27 protein-coding genes are annotated in these 23,393 nt (G+C 65.4%); 10 read left to right on the top strand and 17 right to left on the bottom strand.

Going from position 1 to position 23,393, the window contains the following annotated elements; translation table 11 throughout:
* Positions 1-245: 245 nt before the first annotated feature.
* On the bottom strand, positions 246-752 hold the full coding sequence (locus tag LDZ27_RS25670; protein ID WP_244818094.1) for a ferritin-like domain-containing protein: 507 nt from the start codon (positions 750-752) through the stop codon (positions 246-248).
* A gap of 175 nt (positions 753-927) precedes the next feature.
* Between LDZ27_RS25670 and LDZ27_RS25665 the strand changes: the two genes are divergently transcribed.
* On the top strand, positions 928-1,392 hold the full coding sequence (locus LDZ27_RS25665) for a hypothetical protein (protein ID WP_244818093.1): 465 nt from the start codon (positions 928-930) through the stop codon (positions 1,390-1,392).
* Here LDZ27_RS25665 and glpD read toward each other — a convergent pair.
* Positions 1,332-2,903, bottom strand: coding sequence for a glycerol-3-phosphate dehydrogenase (gene glpD / locus LDZ27_RS25660; RefSeq protein ID WP_244818092.1), 1,572 nt, complete (start codon positions 2,901-2,903; stop codon positions 1,332-1,334). The genes LDZ27_RS25665 and glpD overlap by 61 nt on opposite strands.
* A gap of 132 nt (positions 2,904-3,035) precedes the next feature.
* On the opposite strand from glpD, the gene LDZ27_RS25655 reads away from it, so the two are divergent.
* The 3 genes from LDZ27_RS25655 (at position 3,036) to LDZ27_RS25645 (ending at position 5,742) form a co-directional block, all read left to right on the top strand.
* Positions 3,036-3,449: an NUDIX hydrolase gene (locus LDZ27_RS25655; protein ID WP_244818091.1), complete on the top strand. Its 414-nt coding sequence runs from the start codon at positions 3,036-3,038 to the stop codon at positions 3,447-3,449.
* An 80-nt stretch (positions 3,450-3,529) separates the two neighbouring features.
* Complete coding sequence (locus LDZ27_RS25650; RefSeq protein ID WP_244818090.1) at positions 3,530-4,561, top strand: SDR family oxidoreductase; 1,032 nt, start codon at positions 3,530-3,532, stop codon at positions 4,559-4,561.
* 35 nt (positions 4,562-4,596) lie between these two features.
* On the top strand, positions 4,597-5,742 hold the full coding sequence (locus LDZ27_RS25645) for an SMP-30/gluconolactonase/LRE family protein (RefSeq protein ID WP_244818089.1): 1,146 nt from the start codon (positions 4,597-4,599) through the stop codon (positions 5,740-5,742).
* A gap of 14 nt (positions 5,743-5,756) precedes the next feature.
* Here LDZ27_RS25645 and LDZ27_RS25640 read toward each other — a convergent pair whose 3' ends face one another.
* Positions 5,757-7,781 (bottom strand): protein-L-isoaspartate(D-aspartate) O-methyltransferase, encoded by a 2,025-nt coding sequence (locus LDZ27_RS25640; protein ID WP_244818088.1) that lies wholly within the window; start codon positions 7,779-7,781, stop codon positions 5,757-5,759.
* 137 nt (positions 7,782-7,918) lie between these two features.
* Here LDZ27_RS25640 and LDZ27_RS25635 point away from each other — a divergent pair, with 137 nt between their 5' ends.
* The gene (locus LDZ27_RS25635) at positions 7,919-8,617 is read left to right on the top strand and encodes an MgtC/SapB family protein (RefSeq protein WP_370653487.1); all 699 of its coding nucleotides are present in this window, start codon (positions 7,919-7,921) and stop codon (positions 8,615-8,617) included.
* Between the two features lie 9 nt (positions 8,618-8,626).
* On the opposite strand, the gene LDZ27_RS25630 is transcribed toward LDZ27_RS25635, so the two are convergent.
* The 5 genes from LDZ27_RS25630 to LDZ27_RS25610 form a co-directional block, all read right to left on the bottom strand.
* On the bottom strand, positions 8,627-8,926 hold the full coding sequence (locus LDZ27_RS25630) for a DUF6723 family protein (protein ID WP_244818086.1): 300 nt from the start codon (positions 8,924-8,926) through the stop codon (positions 8,627-8,629).
* Between the two features lie 111 nt (positions 8,927-9,037).
* Positions 9,038-9,484 (bottom strand): DUF3597 domain-containing protein, encoded by a 447-nt coding sequence (locus LDZ27_RS25625; protein ID WP_244818085.1) that lies wholly within the window; start codon positions 9,482-9,484, stop codon positions 9,038-9,040.
* Between the two features lie 73 nt (positions 9,485-9,557).
* Positions 9,558-9,773 carry a DUF2795 domain-containing protein gene (locus LDZ27_RS25620; RefSeq protein WP_244818084.1) on the bottom strand — a complete coding sequence of 72 codons (216 nt, stop codon included), beginning with the start codon at positions 9,771-9,773 and terminating at the stop codon, positions 9,558-9,560.
* A gap of 64 nt (positions 9,774-9,837) precedes the next feature.
* Positions 9,838-10,050 carry a hypothetical protein gene (locus LDZ27_RS25615; RefSeq protein WP_244818083.1) on the bottom strand — a complete coding sequence of 71 codons (213 nt, stop codon included), beginning with the start codon at positions 10,048-10,050 and terminating at the stop codon, positions 9,838-9,840.
* 32 nt (positions 10,051-10,082) lie between these two features.
* Positions 10,083-10,871 (bottom strand): OBAP family protein, encoded by a 789-nt coding sequence (locus LDZ27_RS25610; RefSeq protein ID WP_244818082.1) that lies wholly within the window; start codon positions 10,869-10,871, stop codon positions 10,083-10,085.
* 223 nt (positions 10,872-11,094) lie between these two features.
* Here LDZ27_RS25610 and LDZ27_RS25605 point away from each other — a divergent pair, with 223 nt between their 5' ends.
* From LDZ27_RS25605 to LDZ27_RS25590, 4 genes are read left to right on the top strand one after another with little or no spacing between them, the layout of a single operon-like run.
* Positions 11,095-11,286: a hypothetical protein gene (locus tag LDZ27_RS25605; RefSeq protein WP_244818081.1), complete on the top strand. Its 192-nt coding sequence runs from the start codon at positions 11,095-11,097 to the stop codon at positions 11,284-11,286.
* A 33-nt stretch (positions 11,287-11,319) separates the two neighbouring features.
* The gene (locus LDZ27_RS25600; protein WP_244818080.1) at positions 11,320-12,186 is read left to right on the top strand and encodes an MBL fold metallo-hydrolase; all 867 of its coding nucleotides are present in this window, start codon (positions 11,320-11,322) and stop codon (positions 12,184-12,186) included.
* 38 nt (positions 12,187-12,224) lie between these two features.
* On the top strand, positions 12,225-13,163 hold the full coding sequence (locus LDZ27_RS25595) for an alpha/beta fold hydrolase (protein WP_244818079.1): 939 nt from the start codon (positions 12,225-12,227) through the stop codon (positions 13,161-13,163).
* Positions 13,160-14,545, top strand: a complete 1,386-nt coding sequence (locus tag LDZ27_RS25590) for a hypothetical protein (RefSeq protein ID WP_244818078.1) — start codon at positions 13,160-13,162, stop codon at positions 14,543-14,545. The genes LDZ27_RS25595 and LDZ27_RS25590 overlap by 4 nt, the downstream gene beginning before the upstream one ends.
* A 15-nt stretch (positions 14,546-14,560) precedes the next feature.
* On the opposite strand, the gene LDZ27_RS25585 is transcribed toward LDZ27_RS25590, so the two are convergent.
* Positions 14,561-15,424 carry a hypothetical protein gene (locus tag LDZ27_RS25585; RefSeq protein WP_244818077.1) on the bottom strand — a complete coding sequence of 288 codons (864 nt, stop codon included), beginning with the start codon at positions 15,422-15,424 and terminating at the stop codon, positions 14,561-14,563.
* 131 nt (positions 15,425-15,555) lie between these two features.
* Between LDZ27_RS25585 and LDZ27_RS25580 the strand changes: the two genes are divergently transcribed.
* Positions 15,556-15,828, top strand: coding sequence for a DUF3072 domain-containing protein (locus LDZ27_RS25580; RefSeq protein WP_244818076.1), 273 nt, complete (start codon positions 15,556-15,558; stop codon positions 15,826-15,828).
* Positions 15,829-15,871: 43 nt separating this feature from the next.
* Here LDZ27_RS25580 and LDZ27_RS25575 read toward each other — a convergent pair whose 3' ends face one another.
* The 8 genes from LDZ27_RS25575 to LDZ27_RS25540 form a co-directional block, all read right to left on the bottom strand.
* Positions 15,872-16,594, bottom strand: coding sequence for an OmpW family protein (locus tag LDZ27_RS25575; RefSeq protein WP_244818448.1), 723 nt, complete (start codon positions 16,592-16,594; stop codon positions 15,872-15,874).
* Positions 16,595-16,692: 98 nt separating this feature from the next.
* Entirely contained in the window at positions 16,693-17,427 is a 735-nt protein-coding gene (locus LDZ27_RS25570) for a TenA family transcriptional regulator (RefSeq protein WP_244818075.1), read from the bottom strand.
* A gap of 10 nt (positions 17,428-17,437) precedes the next feature.
* Positions 17,438-19,858: an EAL domain-containing protein gene (locus LDZ27_RS25565; protein WP_244818074.1), complete on the bottom strand. Its 2,421-nt coding sequence runs from the start codon at positions 19,856-19,858 to the stop codon at positions 17,438-17,440.
* 265 nt (positions 19,859-20,123) lie between these two features.
* Complete coding sequence (locus tag LDZ27_RS25560; RefSeq protein WP_244818073.1) at positions 20,124-20,342, bottom strand: hypothetical protein; 219 nt, start codon at positions 20,340-20,342, stop codon at positions 20,124-20,126.
* Between the two features lie 237 nt (positions 20,343-20,579).
* Positions 20,580-20,783 (bottom strand): cold-shock protein, encoded by a 204-nt coding sequence (locus LDZ27_RS25555; protein ID WP_244818447.1) that lies wholly within the window; start codon positions 20,781-20,783, stop codon positions 20,580-20,582.
* 248 nt (positions 20,784-21,031) lie between these two features.
* The gene (locus LDZ27_RS25550) at positions 21,032-21,967 is read right to left on the bottom strand and encodes a YsnF/AvaK domain-containing protein (RefSeq protein ID WP_244818072.1); all 936 of its coding nucleotides are present in this window, start codon (positions 21,965-21,967) and stop codon (positions 21,032-21,034) included.
* A gap of 99 nt (positions 21,968-22,066) precedes the next feature.
* Entirely contained in the window at positions 22,067-22,555 is a 489-nt protein-coding gene (locus tag LDZ27_RS25545; RefSeq protein WP_244818071.1) for a YsnF/AvaK domain-containing protein, read from the bottom strand.
* Positions 22,556-22,594: 39 nt separating this feature from the next.
* Positions 22,595-23,311 (bottom strand): YrzE family protein, encoded by a 717-nt coding sequence (locus LDZ27_RS25540; protein ID WP_244818070.1) that lies wholly within the window; start codon positions 23,309-23,311, stop codon positions 22,595-22,597.
* Between the last annotated feature and the right edge of the window lie 82 nt (positions 23,312-23,393).

The following is a 23,393-nucleotide window of genomic DNA, read 5'->3' as shown; positions in this document are numbered from 1 at the left end:
GTGCACGCAAACGGGTTTGCAAGAGGCTTCGTAGCTCGCGGCGACCGTGAGGAACGTGCTTAAGCGCGTGCGTCACTTGCGGTCATCGTGCTGCGAGTCTCAGCGCTACATACGCGCTGGCGTGATGCGGCCGCGAAAAAGCCGCGTTGTCGATTGATGCTTGCCCGTCGTTTGCCTCGGAGCGCACGAACGGGCAGGCGTTTTACTTCAGCAACGGCCGTGCCACTATTTGCCGGACCGTTGCGTCACTTCTTCGCTTCCTGGCCGGTCGCGGAACGTTCGAGATACTGCACCGAGATCGACGGGATATGTTCGAGGAGCCATTGCGCCATCGCCTGCTCCTGCGGCAGGATGCGCTCGCAGGCGGCCTTCGTCTGCGCGTCGCCGCAACGCTCGGCTGCCGCGATCAGCGACGTGTACGAGGCAATCTCGAGGTTCTCGAATACGTAGCTCATGATCGCGCCCTTCACGACTTCGTCGGTCTGCGTCATGCCGCCCGCAGCCTGACCGAATGCCATCATCTTCGCGGTCAGATCCTTGACGATGGACGTCGAGCCGCCGAGACGCTCGATGCATTCCGCCACGATCTTTTGCTGGCCGAGCGTTTCTTCCAGATGCTGATCGATGCGCGCCTTGAGTTCGGGATAGTGTTCGAGCCGGCCGGATTGCGCGCGCAGCATCTGCTCTGCTTGCTGCTCCATTGCGTGCGCGTCGCGCAGCCAGTCGAGTAGGTGTTCAGCGGGTTCGGTCATCACGTCCTCCGGGTCGTTTGGAAAGCGCGTTTCCGCGCACGTTCTTCTCGCGCAATCGTTGTGCCGCGAATGAAAAGCGTCGCATTCCGTACTAATCTGCGTGTGCGTTGCGGAACATGCCTTGCTATGTACGTTGCACGGAATTTGGAGCGCAGGCGCAACGGAGGCTCGACTTATGGCATCGCAATCGAATGGCACGCTCATGCGCGCGCTTTGCTCGGGCAGCGCGGCGGGCGTTGCGTCAGCGGCGATGGCTGCGGCGGGCGCGGCGAAGGCGGGGCGTCGGCCCTATGCGGTGATGAACGCTGTCACGCACTGCCTGTGGCCCGACACCGCGCCGCGTGAAGAGGGCTTGAGCGCGCAATACACCGGTCTCGGCGCGGGCATTCATCTCGGCAGCGCCGTGTTCTGGGGCGTGTTGTTCGAGGCGCTCTGCGGACGGCGCGCGCGTCCTTCGAAAGTGGTCGCGGCTGCCGCGACAACGGCGGCCGTGGCGTATGTCGTCGATTACCACGTCGTGCCCAAGCGTCTGACGCCGGGCTACGAAGCGCATTTGTCGAAGGAATCGCTTGCGCTGACTTACGTGGCGCTCGCAGCGGGCTTCGCCGTCGCGGGCATGTTGCGCAGCGCGTCCCGTTGATCCGGCTGATCGCACTGCGATTCGCGCGCCGCGATCCACGCATCGAGCCGTTCGATGTCCGCCGCGCTCGCCTTGATGCCGAGCTTCGAGCGGCGCCACAGAATGTCCTCCGCGCTGCGCGCCCATTCGTGCGTCACGAGATAGGCGGCTTCCGCTTCGTACAAGTCCGGCGCGAGCATTGTTCCCATTGCATCCATCGAGCCGATGCCTTCGAGCAGCGCGTCGGCGCGCGTGCCGTATGCGCGTGCATAGCGCTCGGCGAGCGGCGCGGGCAAATAGCGATGCCGCTCGCGAAAGCCCGCCAAAAAGCGGGGGAAATCGGCATCCGGCATATCGCCGCCGGGAAGCGGTGCGGCATGCGTCCACGCAGGCGCTGCGAGCGCGAGCGGCGCGGCGAGTGCATCGACGGCTTCTTGCGCGAGCCGCCGATACGTCGTGATCTTGCCGCCGAACACGGTGAAGAGCGGCGCGCCGTTCGTGTCGAGTTGAAGCTGATAGTCGCGCGTCGCGGCGGCGGCATCGGCGGCGTCGTCGCAAAGCAAAGGGCGCACGCCCGCATAGCTCCAGATGACATCGCGTGCGTGCACCGGCTTCGCAAAGTAGCGGTTCACCGCCGCGCACAGATAATCGATCTCTTCGCTCGCGATACGCAGGTCGCGCACGTCCGCGAGCGATCCTTCGTAGTCGATGTCCGTCGTGCCGATGAGCGTGTAATCGCGCTGCCAGGGAATCGCGAACACGATGCGGCGATCTTCGTTCTGAAGGATATACGCGTGATCGTGATCGAAGAGCTTCTTCGTAACGATGTGACTGCCTTTCACGAGGCGCATCGCGCGCGCGGGCGCATCGCCGGTGGCGAGCGCGTTCACCCACGGTCCCGCTGCGTTGACGAGCGCGCGCGCGTCGACTTCACGCAGTTCGCCGTGTGCGTCCTGCAGCACGATGCGCCATGCGCGTTCGCCGCGCGATGCCGATACGAAGCGCGTGCGTGTCGCGATGCATGCGCCGCGTTCCTGTGCGTCGAGCGCGTTGAGCACCACGAGGCGCGCGTCGTCGACGGCGGCATCGGAATAGATGAAGCCGCGCGTGATGGAATCGACGAGCGGCGCGCCCGCGAAATGCGTGCGCAAATTGACGCCGCGCGAGCCTTCGAGCACCGCGCGGCGGCTCAGATGATCGTAGAGAAAGAGACCCGCGCGGATCATCCACGCGGGACGCAGTTCGGGCACATGCGGCATCACGAAACGCAATGGCGCAATGAGATGCGGCGCGATCGACAGCAGCACTTCGCGCTCTTTCAGCGCCTTTCTGACGAGCCCGAATTCGCGGTACTCGAGATAGCGCAGCCCGCCGTGAATGAGTTTCGTGCTGGCCGACGACGTATGCTGCGCGAGATCGTCCTGTTCGACGAGCATGACGCGGGCGCCACGACCCGCCGCGTCGCGTGCGATGCCCGCGCCGTTGATGCCGCCGCCCACCACGAGAACGTCCCAGTCGTTGCCTTCGGTCATGCGTCGCCTCCTGTGTCGGGCCATTTCATATGCGCGTGTGCAATGTTTTCCGAATCGTTCGCGGCGCGGCATGGCGTTGGCTGTGATGTTGACGGCACGTTACGCATCGACACAAGGGAAGGTGACAGAGAGGTGAGAGAAAGAGCGACGATCATCTGCACGCGCGACGCAAAGATATTGCTCGTTGCGCGCAAACGCTCGCGCTGGGCGCTGCCGGGCGGCACGATCCGCCGTGGCGAAGCGCCGGGCGATGCGGCGCGCCGCGAACTGGAGGAAGAGACCGGTCTCGTCGCCGGGACGCTGCGCTATCTGTTCGTATTCGGCGGCGTGAGCAAGCACCATCACGTTTTCACCGTGAGCATCGGCGACGATGCCGCGCCCGAGCCGCGCAACGAAATCTCGCGCTGCGGGTGGTTCAGCGCGCGGCAAGTCGCGCGCCTCACGACGAGCGTGCCGACGCGCGAGATCGTGGCGCTCGCCGTCGCGCCCAAGTCGGCGATGCGCGGCGCGCGCGCGGTCTGGAGCACCATCGACGCGTTCGTCTGATGGTCGCGTCGGCGCGCGAGGAATACGCGAGGAACGCGGGATGCTTGAGCGACCCATCATCCCTATTTCCCGGACCGGTCATGCGAATCAAACTGAAGCCTCTGAATCAACAGACGATCGTGCTCACCGGCGCGACGAGCGGCATCGGCCTTGCCACTGCGCGCCGCGCGGCGAAGTCGGGCGCGCGGCTCATGCTCGTCTCGCGCGACGAAACCGCGCTTGCCGTGCTCGCCGACGAGCTGACCGAAGCCGGCGCGCCCGCCGTCGCGTACACGGCAGCGGATGTCGGCGACGAAGGCCAGCTTCAGGCCGCCGCGAACGCCGCCATCGATCGCTTCGGCGGCTTCGATACGTGGATCAACAACGCAGGCGTTTCCGTCTACGGCCGCATCGCCGATGTGTCGCTCGAAGACCAGCGCAAGCTCTTCGACACGAACTACTGGGGCGTCGTGAACGGCTCGCGCGTGGCTGTCAAACATCTGCGCGAGCGCGGCGGCGCGCTCATCAATCTCGGCAGCGAACTGTCGGATGTGGCCGTTCCGCTTCAAGGGCCGTATGTCGCGTCGAAGCACGCGGTGAAGGGCTTCACCGACTCGCTGCGCCTCGAACTGAAGAACGAAAACGTGCCGGTATCGGTCACGCTCATCAAGCCGGCGGGCATCGACACGCTCTTCGTCGAGCACGCAAAAAATTATCTCGATGAAGAGCCGAAGCTGCCACCGCCCGTGTACGCGCCGGATGTGGCCGCGAAAGCGATCCTGCATGCGGCCGTGCATCCGGAGCGCGATATCTACGTGGGCGGCGCATCGCGCGCGATGGCCGGCCTCGGGCGCAGCGCGCCGCGCCTCTACGATGCGTTCACGAGCCTGCTCGGGGTGAAGGCGCAATCGAAGGGCGAGCCGCGTCAAAGCGGCGATGCGCTCTACGAAGGCAGTGGCGACCTGCGCGAACGCTCGGGCAAGAACGGCCGCGTGCGGGAGTTCAGCCTGTACACCGGCGCGCGCTTGCAGCCGGCGGGCACGCGCGCCGCCTTGACGGGCGCGGCCGCGATCCTGCTCGTGATGATGGCGCGACGCTACGTGCGCCAGGTGAGCCAGGTGAGCGAAGCCTGAATGCCCGCGACGTGGAAGCCTCCAAGGAACCGATCATGCACCGACTGAGCCGCTGTTTCGCCGCCGCAAGCCTCGCCTTCGCCGCGCAAGCGGCGCTCGCGCAGAATGTATCGAACGATGCCGCCGCGAGCGCGCCCGCGGGCAGCGCGCGGCTGCAACTCGTCGCGCGCTTCGAGCATCAGGTGACGGGCGTGACCATCTCGCCGACCGGACGCACCTTCGTCAACTTTCCGCGCTGGACCGAGGACGCGCCGGTCTCCGTCGCCGAACTCGGGCCGAGCGGCGACCTTCGTCCGTTCCCCGACGCGGAGTGGAACGCGTGGCGCAACGCCCGCCGCGATGAAATCTCGCCGGCGGATCATTGGGTGTGCGTGCAATCGGTCGTGGCCGACAAGCAGGGTAATCTCTGGGTGCTCGATCCCGGCGCGCCCGCGCAGTCGCTCGTCGTGCCGGGCGCGCCCAAGCTCGCGCAAATCGACCTCGCGACGAACCAGATCGCGCACGTCTTTCACTTCGACGAAAGCATCGCGCCGCAGGGCAGCTATCTCAACGACGTGCGCCTGAGTCCCGATGGCCGGTTCATCTACATCACCGATTCGGGCGTGCGCGGGGCGATCGTCGTGATCGACCGGACGACGGGCGTCGCGCGCCGCGTGCTCGACGGCGACCCGAGCACGCAGGCGGACAAGACCGTCACCGTGTCAGTCGACGGCAAGCCGCTGCGTCAGACCGATGGTCGCGGCGTGAACTTCTCGGCGGACGGCATCGCGCTCACGCCGGACGGGCGCTATCTCTACTGGCAGGCGGTGAAGGGCAAGACGCTCTATCGGATCGCCACCGATGCGCTGCAGAACGCGCAGCTGAGCGCGCAGCAAGTGTCTTCGCGCGTGGAGACGGTCGGCATCGACGGTCCCGCCGATGGCCTGCTCTTCGACGCGCGCGGGCGCTTGTACGTGTCGTCGGTCGAGCATCACGCGGTGCGCATCCGTGAGGACGCCCATGAGGGCTCGCGCCTGACCACGCTCCTGCGCGATCCGCAGTTGCGCTGGCCCGACACGTTCACGCAAGGGCCGGACGGCACCGTGTACGTGACCGATTCGCGCATTCCCGACATGAGCTGGTTCAACCCGAACGACCCGATCGCGCTGCCGACTTCCCTTTACGCAATCCGGCCGAAGTAACTCCGGCAGCGCATTCAAACGCCGAACGGGAAGGTCTCCGGCGCGTCGTGCGTTTCGGGCGGCGTGGGCAGCGCCTTCACCGCCCGCGTCGTGTCGAACCAGACGAAGGCGTCGAACTGCGCGGGCAATTCGGCCTGCGCGTAATGGCTGTACAGCTCCGTGTCGGGCCGATAAATCACGCCGATGAAGCGTTCGAGCTTTTCTTCGCGCAGCGCGTCACGCAGTTCATCGCCCACGCCGGGCCGCAGATCGACCATGCACGGACTCACGCCCGCGAGATGGAACTGCTGCTCGTAGCTGTCAGCGCGCGACGGGCGCACGTTCATCACCTGCATCGGGTCGTCCCAGTCGGATGCCGCCGCGACCGTTCCCGTGTGCGTGCCGAAGCCGATCAGCGCGGCGTCGTCGCCGAAGCGCTCGCGGCACAACTGGCCGACGTTCAGCTCGTCGCGCATGCGGCCCATCTCGGTGGCGGAGGCATCGCCGAGATGCGAGTTGTGCGCCCAGACGACCGCGCGCGCGTCGGGGCCCCACGCATCGAGAAGGCTCGCGAGCGTGTCGAACATGTGGGTGTCGCGCAGGTTCCAGCTTTCGGCCGAGCCGCTGTACATCGCGCGGTAATACTGTTCCGCCGATGCCACGAGCCGCGCGTTGTGCGTGGCATCGAGCAGGCCGGGATCGGCGGCCGGCGAAGCGAGGCGCTTGTCGAGCAAGTCCCGCAACTGCGCGACGACCGCCTTCTCGCACTTGCCGAAGCCCGCGTGCCACGCCGCGCGGCCGTACACCGCCGGATTTTTCTGCCACGGCGTGAGACAGCCGTAACGCTGGCGGGCGATGCGCGCGGCGTCCGGATCTTCGACATCCAGATAGGCGAGCACCGCTTCGATCGATTCGGAGAGGCTATACAGATCGAGTCCGTAGAACGCGGCGCGGCGCTCGGGCGGCAGCGCGGCATTGTGCCTGCCGAGCCACGCGACGAACGCGGCGAACTCGGCGTTGCGCCACATCCAGCGCGGAAAGCGCTTGAAGGGACGCGCATCGGGACGCGTGCGCGGACGGTGCCGGACGTGTTCGTCGATCATCGCGGCGTCGGGCCAGTCGGCTTCCACCGCGACGAAGCGAAAGCCGTGCTCCTCGATGAGCCGCCGCGTGATGGCGGCGCGCGCCTCGTAGAACTCGGCGGTGCCGTGGCTCGCTTCGCCGAGCAGCACGACGCGCTTCTTCCCGAAGCGGTCGAACGCCTGCGCGAAGTCCGTCGCGCCCGGCGCGGGCAGACGCACGGCGGCGGCGCGGATCAGATCGGGCAGCGCGCGCTTGCCCTTCGTCTTTCCCGCTGTGTCGCCTGCGGCCTTGCGCGAGGGCGGCGCGGGCGCATCGTCGATGACGGGTTCGTCCTGCCAGCCCGCCTCGCCGATCAGCGGCACGAACATCACGCTGCCCAGGTCTTCCTGCTCGAACTCCTGCTCGCCGACGCGCACGAAGCGCACGAGCCGCTGCGCCTCGCGCGCGTCGCCGACGGGCATCACGAGCCGCCCGCCGATTCTCAGCTGCTCGCGCCACGCCGGTGGCACGTAAGGCCCGCCCGCCGCCGCGAGGATCACGTCGAAGGGCGCGCGATGCGCGAGGCCCGCGGTGCCGTCGCCATGATGCACGGCGACGTTGCGGATGCCGAGACGATGCAGCGTGGCGCGCGCGGCATCGGCGAGCTCGCCGATCCGTTCGACCGAATCGACACACGACGCGATGCACGCCGCCACCGCCGCCGCGTAGCCGCTGCCGGTGCCGATGTCGAGCACGCGCTCGCCCGGCTGCAGGCGCGCGGCCTCGAGCATCAGCGCGACCATGTAGGGCTGCGAGATGGTCTGGTTCGCGGCGATGGGCAGCGGGTTGTCGTCGTAGGCGAATTCGGCGAGCGCGGCGTCCACGAACGCGTGACGCGGCACCTGGCGCATGCAGTCGAGCACGCGCGCATCCGCGATGCCGCGACCCTTCAATTGACGCTCGACCATCTTGCCTTGCGCAGCCGCAAACCGGTTCATTCCCGTTCCGAACGACGTTTCGATTCACATTGCAAAAGCAAGGCGCGGACCCGGGTTCGACATTTGCTTGACGAAACGGATCGAGGCCCGGCAGAGGCCGTCCGGGCGGGCACACGGAGAACAATCATATGGCGTTGATGCCGCTCACTCTCGAATGGCGGGATGTGTTTATCCGCATTGCGCTGGCGGTGGCCGCCGGGGTTTTCATCGGGCTTAATCGGGGCGAATCCGGCAAGGTGGCCGGCCTGCGCACGACGCTGCTCGTCTGCCTCGCCGCCTGTCTCGCGATGTTGCAGGTGAACGCGCTGCTCGCGCAATCGGGCAAGACGCCCGAGTCCTTCGTGCAACTCGATGTCATGCGCCTGCCGCTCGGCATTCTGTCCGGCGTGGGCTTCATCGGCGCGGGCGCGATTCTTCGCAAGGACGGTCTCGTCAAGGGCGTGACCACGGCGGCGACGCTGTGGTTCGTGACGGTCGTCGGTCTGTGCTTCGGCGGCGGGCAACTCGGCCTGGGCGTCATTGGGCTCGTGCTCGGCATCGTCGTGCTATGGCTCTTGCAGGCCGTCGAGCAGCGCATCCCGCGCGAAAATCAGGCGGAGCTGCGGCTCACTTACGAGCGCGGGCGTTTCTCGAAAGAGAAGCTCATCGAATCGATGCGCGCATGCGGTTGCCGGCTGACCTCCGTGGCGGGATCGGCGGGAAAGGACGATGGCCGCGTCGAGGAGCGGTTCGAAGTGCGCTGGCACGGCGCGCCGTATTCGCAGGATGCGCCGCCGTTCGTCGAATGGGCGACGTCGGCGGGCGCGGACCATCTCGAATGGTCCATCGTGCGATGAATGCGTGGGTCAGAGTTCGGGCGTCTTGAGATCCGCGTCCACGATCTGTCTGCCGCGAACCTGCGCTGCGTTTTTGGCGGCGTCCTTCGAATCGAACGGGCCGAGTTCCTCGGCGCCGTCGAAGGGATAGAGCAGGCGGGCATCCGTCAGGCGCACGACCTTGAGCGTGCCGACGAAGCCGCCGCTCACATGCGGACGATACGACGCGTAGATCGCGTAGTCGTCATCGGTGAGGCCGGGCTTGGCCGATTGGTCCTTCTTCCACGGGAACAGGACGAGCTTCGCGCGTCGCGAGACCGGCTCTTTCATGGCGGCAGTCGTTGAGTGAGTCGTTGAGAGAAATCGACGCGACGTATCAAGCATTCGTTGTGCCGAAGTCCTCCGACTAGCCGCCGCTCATCGAGCCGGTCCGTGCATGCATCAGCTCTTGAGATCGTCCGGCACCTTGCCGCCGTTTTCCGCGAGCTTCTTCATCACCTCCTTGTGCAGCCAGATGTTCATCGAAGCCGAGTCGTCCGTATTGCCGGTGTAGTGCAACTCGGATGCGAGTTCCTTGCGCGCTTGCAGGCTGCTGTCGAGATCGAGCAACTTCATCAGGTCGACGATGGACGCGCGCCAGTTCAGATTCGCGCCGTTCTGCTGCTGCTTTTGCGAGAGGATCGCCTCGACGTCCACTTCGGGCATCGGCGTGACGGGCGGGCGGGCCGGCTCAACGCCGGCGGTCGCGGGCGCGGGACTCGCCTGCGTCGCCGATGCCGCGCCGTTCGCGGGCGTCGATGCAGCCGGTGGCGTCGCGGCGCCCGATGCCGTGGCGGCCGGGTGATCGTGCGGGAAAATCTTGTTCAGAATGGTCGAGAAAATGCTCATCGTGTTCTCCTATGGAAAAAGAGCCGCGCGCGGCCGCGACGGTCGCGGCCGCATGGCGTCGGAGGAAAAAAGTTCAACTCTCCTGGCCTACCGCTTTCGACACCGCCGCCGGACTTTCGAAGTCCTGATCCGGTAGCGCATCGAGCGCGTTGGTGATTTCCTCGCTCGCGCCGTTGCTGCGAGCCGTGTCGAGGAGCGTTTGCTTGTTGGCGGGATAGTCGATCCCTTTCAGCGCTTTCTGCATGTCGATGAACATGCTGTTCGATCCGCCGGACTCGTTCTTCGCCATTGCGTTTCTCCTTTGAGGGGTTGAATCGGAAGCGGCTAAGTGCCGCTCGTGACGCCGCGTGCGATCACTGGCTCGCGCCTGCGGGCGCATCGCTCGCGGCGGTGGCGGGGAAGCTCGCCGCAGCCGGGGCGGATGCCATCGGCGCGGACGCCGACGTGTCGCCCGCGCCGCCGCTGCTACTGCTGCTGCCGGCGTCGCCGCTGCGTTTGCATCCCGCCGTGAACGACATCGCGATCACCATTGCGGCGAGCGTTGCAAATCGGACTGTGTGCTTCATGTGGGTCGCCCTCCGTTGCGTCTTCTCTGAAGTCAGGAGCGTTCGCGGCTATCCCCGAACGGGACTTCCACGATCGCCGTCTGCACCGACGTGCCGTCTTCCCATCCGTTCGCGCCCGGCGCGATGTCGGGCACGGCGATGCCGTAGCGCTTGCGCCGGCGGTCGTCGCTCGACACGCCGAGCCGTGCGTCGCGCGCGGCGAGCAGCGATTCGTCGAGCTGGCCGTCCTGCGTGAAGCCCATCATGAGTTGCGGCGCGCCATACGGAAACTCGTCGCGATCGATCTGCCACGTATGAAACGTCTTGCCGTAAGTCGAGACGAGATCCTTGAAGTACGCGCGCTCGGCCAGTTCCGGAATGCCGGGTGCAACCAGAGTGCCCGACTTCACTTCGTAATGATGGCTGTGCCAGAGGCGCTTTTCTTCGGCGGGCAACTGGCGGAAACGTTCCTCCGAAATGATGTATTCGATGCCGATCAGCCGCGCATCGGGCCGGTTCGAATCGAAGATCACGCATTGATGCAGGTCGTGCCGAAGATGGACGCAGAAGTGATGCGCCTCGACCTGGCGGCCCATGTCGTCCGCGTACATGTGAAAGCCGTTGAGCCAGGTGCTCATGGCATCGAGCGGGTACTTCGGCTGCATGAGGCCCGAGGCGAGATCGAGCGCGCGATGCTTCGCCGAGTGGCCGGCGCCCACGTGCGCGAGCGCATTCGCGCGCCGTCCGATCAGAAGCCCCGCCGCCGCAAGCCCGGCGACCACGCCCGCCGCGAGCGGCATGAAGCCGTCCGTTCCATTCGACACGTCACGCCGGTTGCTCATCGATGCCTCCCTGGGACGCGTTTGACTTCGGGACAGCGAAGCAATCTGCGTTCCGCGCGCGGCGTATCCGCAGACGTTTGGCGCAAATAACGAAGGCATCCGAATTGCTTGATGCCAGCGCGTGCGGCAACGAGGCGCGTTCATCGGCACACGAATGCGATCCGCGGCGAGCGCATTTTTTCGACATGTATTCCAACAGGCCTTCGGGCACCAGGAGTTCATCATGAGTACGTCATCGCAGAACGGCAAGCCGGAGCAGTCGCAGGACGCGGACCAACAGGAAGAGACCGGCGGCGACGAAACCTTCACGACCGACATCTCCGAAACAGACGAAGAAGGCACCACGGTGCGCGAGGCCGAAGTGAAGTCCGACGATCTGTCCGAGGTGAAGCCCGCCGGCGGCGGCAAGGCGTAAAGCCGCGCTCGGCGACAAGAAGCGGGAGGCGTCATGCGCGTTCACCATCTCAACTGCATATCGAGCTGTCCGCTCGGCGGCAAGCTCTTCGACGCGCGCACGCCTTCCCTTTTGCGACGCGGCGAACTGACGTGCCACTGCCTGCTCGTCGAGACCAATGATGGACTCGTACTCGTCGATACGGGCTTTGGCCTGCGCGATGTCGCCAATCCGCAAAGCCGGCTCAGCACGTTTTTCCTCTTCATGCTGAAGCCCGACTTTCGCGCGGAGATGACGGCGGTGCGGCAAATCGAGCGGCTCGGTTTCAAGGCGAGCGATGTGCGCCATATCCTGATGAGCCATCTCGACTTCGATCACGCGGGCGGGCTCGACGACTTCCCGCAGGCGACGGTTCACATGTTGCAGGTCGAACGCGACTATGCGTTCGCGCAGAAGACGTGGCTCGATCGCCAGCGTTTTCGTCCGCAGCAATGGTCCACGCGCGGCAACTGGCAGGTGCATCGCGGTGGCGGCGAGACGTGGCGCGGCTTCGAGAGCGTGCGCCCGCTGCCCGGTTTCGCCGACGACATCGCGCTCATTCCCCTGCGCGGTCATACATTCGGGCACGCGGGCATTGCCGTGCGCACGGACGAACGATGGCTTTTGCTCGCCGCCGATGCGTACTTCTTTCATACGGAGATGGACGCGGCGCGGCCGCGCTGCACGCCGGGCCTCGCGTTCTATCAATGGATGCTGGAGAAGGACCGCGCCGCGCGGCTCGATAATCAGGCGCGTTTGCGCGAGCTTTGCAGGAACGCGGGGCCTGATCTGACCGTGTTCTGCAGCCACGATCCATTCGAATTCGAGCGGCTTGCCGGGCGTTCGCCGGGCATTCCCGCGGAGCAGCTCGTCGTGGCGTGAGGCGGGAACACTTTCCAAACTGTTCGTTCGACGAGGGCATGAAAAGGCGCGTCCGATCCGAAGCACCGTCAAAGTCGATATGGCCGGCGCTCGCCGCGATCGGCGTGGTCGGTGCGTGCGCGCTCGTCACGCGCGCGGCGGTCGAGTGGACGCGTCTCAAGCGCACGCCGGCGCTCGCCGACGACAGCGCGCGTGCGGGCATCGCCGTGCGCTATACGCAGGCCGGCCCTTACCGCATGTTCTCACGGCACGTCGCGCGCCGGCCGGACGGCGCGGGCGGCGCGCGCATCCCGGTGGTGCTCGTGCACGGCCTCGTCATCTCCAGCCGATACATGGAACCGCTCGCGCTCGCGCTCGCCGACGACTTCGACGTGCACGCGCCCGATCTTCCCGGCTTCGGCGAAAGCCCGACGCGCGAGCGCGCGCTCCCGGTGTCCGGACTCGCCGATGCGCTGCGCCTGTGGCTCTCCGCGCGCGGCATCGAGAAGGCGGCGTTCGTCGGCAATTCGTTCGGCTGCCAGATACTCGCGGATTTCGCGGTGCGTTATCCGGATTGCGTCGACAGGCTCGTGTTTCAGGGGCCGACAGTCGATCGCCATGCGCGCTTTTTGCCGGTGCAGATGGTTCGCGACTGGCGCAACGGCCAGCTGGAACGCGCGCGCTCGCCGGCGGGCATCGCGCGCATCGACTATGCGAAAGCGGGCATCCCGCGTGCGATTGCGACGATGCGCGTGCTCATGCGCGACCGCATCGAGGACAAGCTCGCGCGCATCGAAGCGCCGACGCTCGTCGTCAACGGATCGCGCGATCCTGTCGCGCCGCTGGAATGGGCGCGCGAAGTGGCGCAACGTCTGCCGCGAGGCGAACTGTGCGTGATCGACGGCGGCACGCACACGCTCAACTATGCGTATCCGCATAGCATGGCGCTCGCGATCAGGCCGTTCCTGCTCGCGCCCAACGGAGGCGCGCACGCATGAGCAAACCGCCGCGCGGCATCGCGCGCTTCGATTCGGCGGCGGGCATGGTGCAGGCGCTCGCCGCATCGCTCAAGGGCGAGCGCTTCGAGAGTCCGAGCCAGTCGCCCGTGCTCGACAGCCTCATGCCCGCGCTCAACCAGTTGCCGCCGCGTGCGCGCGAATGGGCGTATTCGGTCGGCGGCATGACCGAGGGCATCGCGGCGCGCGCGGCGCGGCGGCTGGATATCGAAGGCATCGGCGAATGGATTGCGGGGCTTTATCCGCGACGCACGTATGACGCGGCGTTCATCGGCTCGTCGAACGGTGCGCTCATGCATGTGGCGGCGGCGCTCGGCGTGCCGTGGCTGCCGCAGACGTTTCTGTGCCCGGTGCGCGCGCCCTTCAGCGATCCCGACGACGCCGAGCGCGGCTTTCGCGATGGTCTGCGCATCGTCGAGGCGTTGCTCGATGCGGACTCGCGCATTGCCGTGCATCACATGCAGGACCCGAATCAGGACCGGCTGATGCTCGCCGCGATGAGCTACTTCCGTCTGAAGCTGCGCGCGATGCCGCTCGCGTATCGCGAGTTTCTGCTGCGCAGTCTCGCGCCGAACGCAACGATTTATGTCGACGCCTGCACGCGCGACTGGCCCGTCACGCGCACGAGCGAGCGCTCGGTGTATCAGTTCGGCGCGCTCGGCGGCGCGACGGAGGCGGAGTATTTCGAGGGCGGCCCGCGCGTCGCGGCGTACTTGCGGCGTTATGGATCGCGCCGCTCGCAATGGACGCCGCCCGCGCCGACGGAGCGCGCGCCAGAGGCGGAATGGGGCTTCGATGCGGCGCTGACAGAAAGCATCGTCGCGCTGGCGAAGGAGAAGAACTGGCGCGTCGTCGAGTTGCGCTTCGAGGAGCCGGAGTCGTTCAGCTTCGTCGCGGCGCGTTTGTATCGCGACTGGTATCGCAGCATGGATATCGAAGCGAGGCGGCTCGTCGTCGATTCGTTCGTGCTGATGGACCCGTACACGACGATGCGCCTGCGCGCGATTCCATTCTGGCTCGTCTTCTGCACGGAGCCGTCAGCAAAGACGCTGCGGCGCTTTCTCGGCGCCGAATCGTTCGACGAGATCGACATGATGCTGTTTTCGCACGGCACCGAGGGCGTCGGCGTGACGGGCATCGACGAATGGCGCTCGCTGATCGATCTCAGCCGCAAGGAAGGGCGCTTTCTGGGCGTCGATACGCGGCGCTATCCGCGCGACTTCGCGACCTTCGCGCGGTTCGATCGGGCGCTGGCGCGGCTTGGGCCGCAAAGCGACTTGCCGGCGCGTTTGAGCGTGTCGGCGTTCGAGGCGGGCGTGCGGGCTTGGGGGGCGGAGTTTGGGGTGGAAGTCGGCGATGTGTGACGCGCGCGGCGATCCTTACGCAAAACTGCGGCACGTCTCATAGAGTTGCATGCCGAGCCTGTGTTCGTCGGACACATCGGCGGGGCGTAGCAGAGCATCGATGTCACCGGTGCAGAGTTTCGCATCGCCAGCAAACAGCAGCCGCCGTATTGCAGCGGCCAGTTTGCCTTCACGTTCCTCGAGCGTGGGACGTTCGAGGTGTTCGTAGGCAATCGTCGATCGCGTCGTGTACGGCGGCGACGCCAGGAAAGGCACAGCGATTTGCGCGTTCAAAGCGCCATCGGCGATCCAGTCGTGATACAGCCGATCGATAGCGCGATCGTCATGTGTCTCGGCAAAGAGTCGCCCGAGCGTTTTCTTTCCCCTCGGCGTCACGATGTACGCGGCCGCGCAGTAGGCGTAAGTGCTCCGCGCGTCGACGAGGCTTACGGTCGTCAGCGCATGCCGTTCGGCGCCCTCCACGGCAGGCACCGCCCGCTTGGGCATTTGCTGTTCGCATAGAGAAAGCAGGAAGGGCGCTTTGTTATAGAAGGGGCAGCAATCGAGAAACAGCACATCGCAATTGGGCGAGCTGCGCACGAAGGCATCCATCGAGTGCTCGTGGATGACCGTCGCGAAGTCTCGGCTGATCTCGACGTCGTCTTCGAACACAATCGTGGCCGATTCCGCGTCTGATTGGAGCACCACGTTCTCGTGCGACCGGCGGCACGCCCAAACCGTATTGCGCCCGACGTCGTCGAACGGCCCTTGCGCGCGGCCATCGACGGCTGGAAACCTCCGAACGCGTTCGCCCAGCCCGAGTTCGGCAAGCTGTGTCTGCATCTGCGCGCGCCGGTCGCTGCTTGCCAGCAAATTAATGTAGAAGCCTTGAATTCGCACAGCACACCTCGTTCGTTCGGGGTGCGCAGTGTAGCCGCGAGGGACGACCGAAGCGTCGCGAATTGTGACGAGCGCGGCACGCCCCTTGCATCGCGACGATAACCCTATCCCGCATCACCAGGAGAACCGCCATGAACGAAAAGCCGACCGAAAACGCCGAACGTCACGACGAAGGAAGCGATCCGCGCATCGACAATCCGAAGGCGTCGCCGACATCGAACGCCGAAAAGGATCCCGACGAATGGGTCACCGGCGACGAGCCGATGACCGGCGCGCAGGCGTCGTATCTCAAGACGCTCAGCGAAGAGGCGAAGGAGCCGTTCGATCCGTCGCTCACGAAGGCCGACGCCTCGCGAAGAATCGACGAATTGCAGGAAAAGACGGGGCGCGGGCAGAAGTCGTGACTTCGAACAAGCCCGGCGCGCCGTTGCGCCGCGCGACGACGCCTTAGAACCGATAACCCACGGACAGGAAAGTCACGACCGGATCGAGCTTGATCTTCGATTCGCTGCGCACCGTGCCCACCGCCGATTGCGTTTCGATCCGCGCGCGCGCCGACAGCCACATATACGACACCGAGAACGACGCCGACCAGTGCTGCGAGAAGTTATACGTGAAGCCGGCGTTGGCGACGGGCGCGAACGAACTGCTGATCTTCACGTTCGTCGGGCCTTCGAGCGCGCGGCCGAACTGCGGCGAATACAGGAACGCGCCGCTGCCCATGCCGCTCGTGAGCTTCTCGTCCGAGAACCACACATACGATCCGCCCGCCGCCACATACGGGCGGAAGCGGCTCTGCGCGCTGCCGAAGTAGTACTTGAGCAGCAGCGTCGGGCTCCATTCGCGCGCCGAACCGAGCTTGCCGAACGGAGCGAGCGTGCCGGTGCCATAGAGATTGAACTTCGGCGGCACGCCCATGATCGCTTCGGCGGCGATGTGGTCGGTCGCGAAGTACGTCGTCGTGATGGCGAAGGTGTCCGCATCGCTCACGGATGCGCCCGCGCCCGGCTGCGTCATCGTCTGTCCGCGCGCGTTGATCTTGAAGGGGCCGCTCGAATCCTGCGGCGCGAAGTGCATCCATCCGGCGTTGACGACGACATCGCCCGCCGCCTGTGCGTGAGCGCCGGTGACACACAACGCTGCGGCGGCCGCACACGCGATTTGCTTCATCTTCATGCTTGTTTCCAAATAGGTTCGGGCTGTCCGGCCAAGCGCGAAAGGCCTGGCGCGAGACATTCCCGAGCGGGTAACGAGTGACGCCGGCGCGGTTACAGGCAGCAGTCGAGGCTCATCTTGAAGTACTCGTAGCTCATGGCGATGCTGCGCTCCACCGAATGAACCTCGTCCACGCCGGGCGCATTGCCGAGCAGTGTCGCGACGATTTCGAGCGCTTCCCACGGATGCGCGTCGTCGTAATGCGCGTGCAGGCTGAGCCAGCGCATCGCCTTGCGTCGAATGGAGACGGGGAAGCTGTTCGCGTAGGTTTCGCTGCCGCACACGAGCGTGGACCATTCGCCGGTCACGCCTTCGATCGCGAAGTTCGTCGCCGCGATGCTCGCCGCGAGCGCGTCCGTGCTGCTGCTCTTCCAGCACCAGTGACTGAGCGCGAACGCGAGCGACGGGCCGTTGCCCTTCATCAGCGCGCGCTTGCTCACGTCATGCGCGGCGGCCCAGTCGACCCAGTAGTCGGCATGGTTCTGCTCGACGCGGATGTTGCGCGTCAGATAGCGCCGCGCGAGGTCTTCGCCGCGCGAATGGCCGTAGCGGACCTTTTGCAGGTTCATCGCCATGTATTGCGGAAACTGCTCGACGACCGGCCATCCGTTCACGAGGAACGCTTCGGCCTGACGCGGCTCGAGCTTCGCCTCGCGCATTGCCTTGAAGATCGGATGCGTGATGACGCCTTGTTTCGCTTCGTTCGTTTCGGCGAGTACGTCGCCAAGCCATGCCGGGTAGCTCGCGATGTCTTTCAGATCGCCAACCCGCTGAAAAGTCGGATCCAACGTGTTCTCCTTAGATGTTGATGTATTCGACATGCCGTGCCCAGGGTGCGGGGCGTCCAACATGGAAACCCTGTACGAAGTCGACGCCCATCTCGCGAAGCGCACGCAGGATGGCTTCGCTTTCCACATACTCCGCGATGGTGAGACGCCCCATCGAATGGCCGATGTCGTTGATTGCCGCGACCATGTCGCGATTAACGGCATCCTTGAGCATGTCCTTGATGAATCCGCCGTCGATCTTGATGTAGTCCACCGGCAAGTGCTTGAGATAGCCGAAGGACGACATGCCCGCGCCGAAGTCGTCGAGCGCGAATTTGCAGCCGCGCTTCTTCAGCTCGCGGATGAAGCGCGCGGCGGCGGCGAGATTGGCGACGGCGGTGGTTTCGGTGACTTCGAAGCAGATCGCCGATGGCGGCACGCCGCTCGTCGAGAACTGCTCGTTGAGAAACTGCAGGAAGCGCTCGTCGCCGATCGACGCGCCCGACAGGTTGATCGCGTACTGAAGGCGTTCGGTCTGCGGCGTGCTCGCGAGCGTCGAAAAGACGGCGCGCACGACCCAGCGGTCGATGGCCGACATCAGCCCGTAGCGTTCGGCGGCGGGCATGAAGAGTCCCGGCGGCACGATGTCGCCGCCTTCGCCGACCATGCGCAGCAGGATTTCGACGTGCCGGCTCAAGTCCAGACGCCGCACCTGCGGGTCCGTGACCTGAATTTCCTGCGCGTAAAGACAGAAGCGGTCGTTGGCGAGCGCGTCCTTGATGCGTCCGCACCATGACATCTCGCTCGCGTGGCGCGTGAGTTCCTTGTCGCCGGGCACCGCGAGATGCACGCGGTCGCGGCCGCGCTCCTTCGCGAGATAGCAGGCGATGTCGCCGTAGCGCATCGCGGTTTCGACGTCGAGCCGCGGCTGCCTCAAGTCGACGACGCCGATGCTCACGCTCGTCGAGAGCCGATGCGTCTCCCACGACCATTCGAACGCCGCGACGTCCTTTCTCAGCCGCTCGGCGATCTGCATCGCTTCGTACTTGTCGCAATTGCAGAGCAAGGCGCCGAATTCGTCGCCGCCGAGCCGGCCCAGCACGTCGTCAGTGCGCAGACATTGTTCGATGAAGATCGCCACTTCGCGCAGCATCGCGTCGCCGGCGGCGTGGCCGTAGGTGTCGTTCACGACCTTGAACTGGTCGAGGTCGAGCATCATCAGCATTTGCGCGCGGTGCGCGGCATCCACGTCGGATTCGGGATCGAGCGCGGTGCTGAGGCGCCTTTCGAACTCGGTTCGGTTGAGCAGTCCGGTGAGACCGTCGTGCGTGGCCTGCCAGGCCAGATTCGACACGTACTCGCGCTCGCGCGTCATGTTCCGCAGCAGCAGCACGACGCCCGTGAGCGTGTCCGATGTATCGCGCACGATGGACGTGATCGCCTGCACGACGATATCGACGCCGAGCGCGTTGGTGAGAATCAGGTCGCCGCCCACTTCCTCCGGCTCGGAACCCTTGAGCGCTTCGTCGATGACATCGACGGGACGGCGGTCCCATTCGCGCGCCACGGTGACGAGCGCGCCGAGCGGCCGGTTCACGCACGCGGCGGCCTCGCGGCAGAAGAGCTTTTCGGCGGCGGGATTGATGAATTCGACGAGCCCCGACGGTCCGACCGACACGACCGCCTCGCCGATGGAGCCGAGCGTCGCTTTCGCGCGCGCCTCGCTTCGGCGCAGCGCGTCTTCGGTCGCGACGCGCGCGGTGATGAAGCGCCGCGCATACCACGCGGCGAGGCACACCAGCAGCACGGCGACGACGACGTTGACCGTGAAGAGCAGCATCGCGGTCTGTCGGAATGCGGCGCCGAGCACGGCCGCGAAGGCGCGCGAGATCGGCGCGATCGATCCGTTGATGTTCCAGACTTCGTTGGTGAGGCGCTCGACTTCGGCGTGGGCCGCCGGGCCGCGCGGCACGGCGGCGCGCAGTTCGCGCCCGGCTTGCGCGAGCCTGTCGACGAGCAGGTCGCCCGTCGTCCAGTACGCGACCGCTTCCTGAAAGTAGCTCGCGCGCCGGAACGTGCGGAAAACCCAGATGACCGCGCCGACGTCGGCGGGATACACGCCGCTCGCAAGGAGCGCGGCGCGCGCGGCGGGCACGTCCGGGTCCGGGCGGTCGAGCGCGAGCCGCGCCGCTTTGAGACTCAGCGGATAAGCGATCGCGCTTTCGTATTGCTCGAACGCATGCTCGTCGCCCGTCTGCGCATAGCGCACGAGGCAGAACACGGCGTCTTTCTGGCCCTTGGACCAGGTGCTCTCGCCGCCGATATACGCGCGCACCGACGACATGATCGACAGACTCGTCGCCGCCATCGCCAAAAGCGAAATGACGACGGCCAAGAACGGCCAGATCGTGTTGAACAGTTGCCGGTTTGTTGTTTTTGGGGCAACGCGCATGTTTTCCTTTTCTCAGCCGGCTCAATCGACTTGGACGATGCCACCGGCGGCCCCCGGTTCTGAGGTCACACGAGACCGATGAACCGTAGAAGCCACCCTCTACCGGATATCGGCAGGGGCACGCGAGGCTTGAGGGCCGGACGCCGCAGGAAAACGTTTGGCGTGTTGAATGTTAATTATCGATCAGGCGTTGTCGATAACGTCGAGCGAGGTAAAAAAGCGCGCCATTGTAACTGTCTGGGCGTGTTAATTACCGATGACCGGATTATCCGCGTGCGTCGATCCACTCGCGCGCCCATTGGCGCGAGAAGTCGACGGCGTCGGCTTCTTTCGAGAAGTAGTCGAGTGAAAAGAAACGGTACTGCGCGTCGGTCGGGCTCTCGCCGCTGCGTTCGAGCAGGAGATCGGCGGAGAAAGTGTTGTCGCGCAAAGGATGCGCGAAGGCGTGCACCGCATAGCCGCGGTAATGATGGAACGATGTCATTTTAATTTTGAATGTGAGCGCTTTTGTTTGGCGCTTCTTACGTGCGAAAGGAAAACTTGGAGACGATGCGCGTATCGGCGCGATCGGTCGACGCCGGAAATAAAAGCCTGGCGGAGATATTCGCGGAAAAAGCGGGGAAAAACGGAGGAAAAGCGCGGGAGGAAGAAAGCTCGGGAACCGAGGTCTCGGTTCCCGATTAGCTGCGGCGTAATGACGGCGGAACGCTCCGCCGCGCAATTACAGCGGCTTGATGTTCGAAGCTTGCATGCCCTTCGGGCCACGCTTGGTTTCGAAGCTCACCTTTTGGCCTTCGGCCAGCGTCTTGAAGCCGTCAGCGCGAATTTCGGAGAAGTGCGCGAAGAGGTCGTCGCCGCCGTTATCCGGCGTGATGAAGCCGAAACCCTTGGTGTCGTTGAACCATTTGACAATACCGGTATCCATGAAAATCCTGAAAATAAAAATTGAAGTTGCTCGAAAGAGCGGGGCGAAGCGGCAAGGAGGGAGTGGACAACGAATACCGGGAAAAATCGGGCTATTGATGAGCAGCAATCGACTTCTTGTACTTCGATCGCTATTGTGCCAAACCCAAACGATTCAGTCAACTAATAATTTGTCATTTCGCCGCGAGCGTGAATGGCAACGCGCCGGACCCTCGCGAGCGATCCGGCGCGCCATCAATTCACAGTCCGTTACAGCGGCGTCTTCTTCGCCGGAGGAACGGTGCCGGCGCCTTCCACGCCAGTCACACCGCCGGTTCCCGCTACGCCGCCCGTCGTGCCGCCCGTGCCCGCGACTCCGCCGACGCCTTCCGTGCCCGCCGTTCTCTCGATCTGCACTTCGGTGCCGCGCACGGTGTCATGGATGGTCTCGGTGCGGTTCGATTCCTCCTTGCCCACCACCACTTCCTCGACCACGCGCGCCGTCTTCGCGACGACGGGCTGCTCGGCCGTTTCCCTGATCTCGACGAAGCCTTCCTTCAGGTCCGCCGCCGTCGCCGGACGATCGACCGGCCTGCGCTCGATGCTCGCATGCTCTTCGCGCAGATTCACCGATTCGCTCACCGGCGTTTCCGTCAGCCGCGAATAGACGCGCACGCCGCCCGTCTGCACTTCGCGCTTGCCGACTTCGAGCGATTCCTGCACGACAGGAAACGCCTGCCGCTCAGCGGCGACCTGATCCGCCGTATAAGCGGGCGCGTTGCGGTCATAGCCGGTATAACCCGTGTTGCGCCACTGCGCGACGCGCGTATCGATGTCGATGGCGCCGGCTGCGTAAAGCGCATCGCGCACGCGCTCGACCGACGTTTCGTCGGTGACGTCCACCGACAGCAGCGCACCGCCGCGACGTACCGCTTCCTGATAATGCCCGACTTCCTCGGGCCGGTCGTCATCGCCGAACAGGTTCTTGAAGAAGTGCTCGATGCGGCCCATCGCGCCTTCGTGCGCCTCGCCGACAGGGCGATCCGTGGCGTCACCGGTCATGGACGTAGCCGTGTCCGTGCCCATGCCAGTGTCGTTGGTGTGCACGTTCATATCCGTGCGGGCGATGCCTTCTGCTTCGAGGCGAGTCTGTGCGAGCTCCGCATCCTGGATGGTGTTGAATACACCGATGATGGTCTGAGTCATTGCAGCATCTCCGTAAGTAAGTAGGCATACGCAAGCCGGGATTGAAGCGCGTGCGTCCATGAGCGCAACGCTCGTTCCCGCGCTCTCGCGCAAAAGACTTCAGCCGGCGTCCGGGTCCGGCTTCCACTCGCCGCGCGCACCTTCGCGGCGCTCGACCACCAATTCTTCGGAGTTCAAAAGAACGTGGTGAACGACGTCCTGCTGCGTCTGCCGGGTCGTCACATACACCTCTTCTTTCAAGGTGAGTTGCATGCGAACGACAGGCACATATTCGTAGACAGGAATGACGAGCGTGTCGCCCTCGCGACGCGGCTCGGCGCGTTCCTCGACCGGACGGTTCACCGCCACGCGCCTGACTTCCACTTCTTCGGCGCGCAATCGCATGGAAACCGGGTGCATCTCTTCATGCACCACTTTGCGAACGCGCACCGCGCCCGTCTCGGTCGTCCGCACGCCAACGGCGAGTTCTTCCTGTACGGCGGAGAGCCGGACTTCGTCGGGCGTGTCGGACGAGGGCGCGCTTGTCGCGCTCGTCGCGTTCGCCGTGTTCGCCGTGTCCGGATTCGTGGGCTTTTCCTCGGCGCTCATCGGCGTCTCCGTGGGTGCGTGTGCAGGTTCGCCGGGCGCTTAGAGGCGCCCGCCGGTTTGCACGGTGCGATTGCGATTGGCCGTGTTATCGCGATCCAGCGCCGATCCGCCGCCTTCCTCGAACGGCGGCTGATGACGAAAGCCCGCGCCGCCCGAGACGATCGCGATGATCGCGCCCACGACGAGCGCGGCGAACGAGAACCAGCTTGCACGGGCGACGCCTCGCGCGGAGGTGTCGGCGGCTTGCCGCGCGTTCTGTTCGGCATCCGGCGCGGATGCCGCCGACGCTGCCGATGCGACCGCCGCCTGCACTTGCTGCTTCGCGGAATCGATGAGCTGATTGCCGCCGCCTGCCTGATTCGCGGCCGTCGCGCCGACTTGCGCGCTCGTCGCCGCGATGCTGCCGGCCGTGCTGACCGCGCCCGTAATCAGCGACGTCATGCCGAAAACGATGAGAAGGGTCATCACCGCCCACGACAGCAGGCCGTGCAGCCATCCGAGCACAGGCGCGCAGCGTCCGGCGTAGTACGAGCCGATGAACACGGCGAGCACCGTCGTCACGATCACCCACACGCCCGAGCCGAAGCCGAAGCCGCGCAACGTGTCGGGCTTCGACATCGGAGAGAGCAGCGATGCGCCGATGGCCGTGCCGAGCACGCTCATGATGAGGTAGACGATCATCGAAAGGATGACGCCCGCGATGATCGAACCCCACGACAGCCGCGGCAGGCCGTCCTGAGTAGTAAGCAGTTTCATGATGCCTCCCGGGGAGAGTCGCGGCGTCGATGCACGCGCGAGTCCGCACGCAAGCGTCGTGCCGCGCGGCGAGGCGCGGCGC

The sequence above is a fragment of the Caballeronia sp. Lep1P3 genome, assembly GCF_022879595.1.
In the GTDB taxonomy this organism is placed as follows: domain Bacteria; phylum Pseudomonadota; class Gammaproteobacteria; order Burkholderiales; family Burkholderiaceae; genus Caballeronia.
The sequence above is the reverse complement of the archived record's forward strand: the minus strand, read 5'-3'. Positions and strand labels throughout refer to the sequence as shown.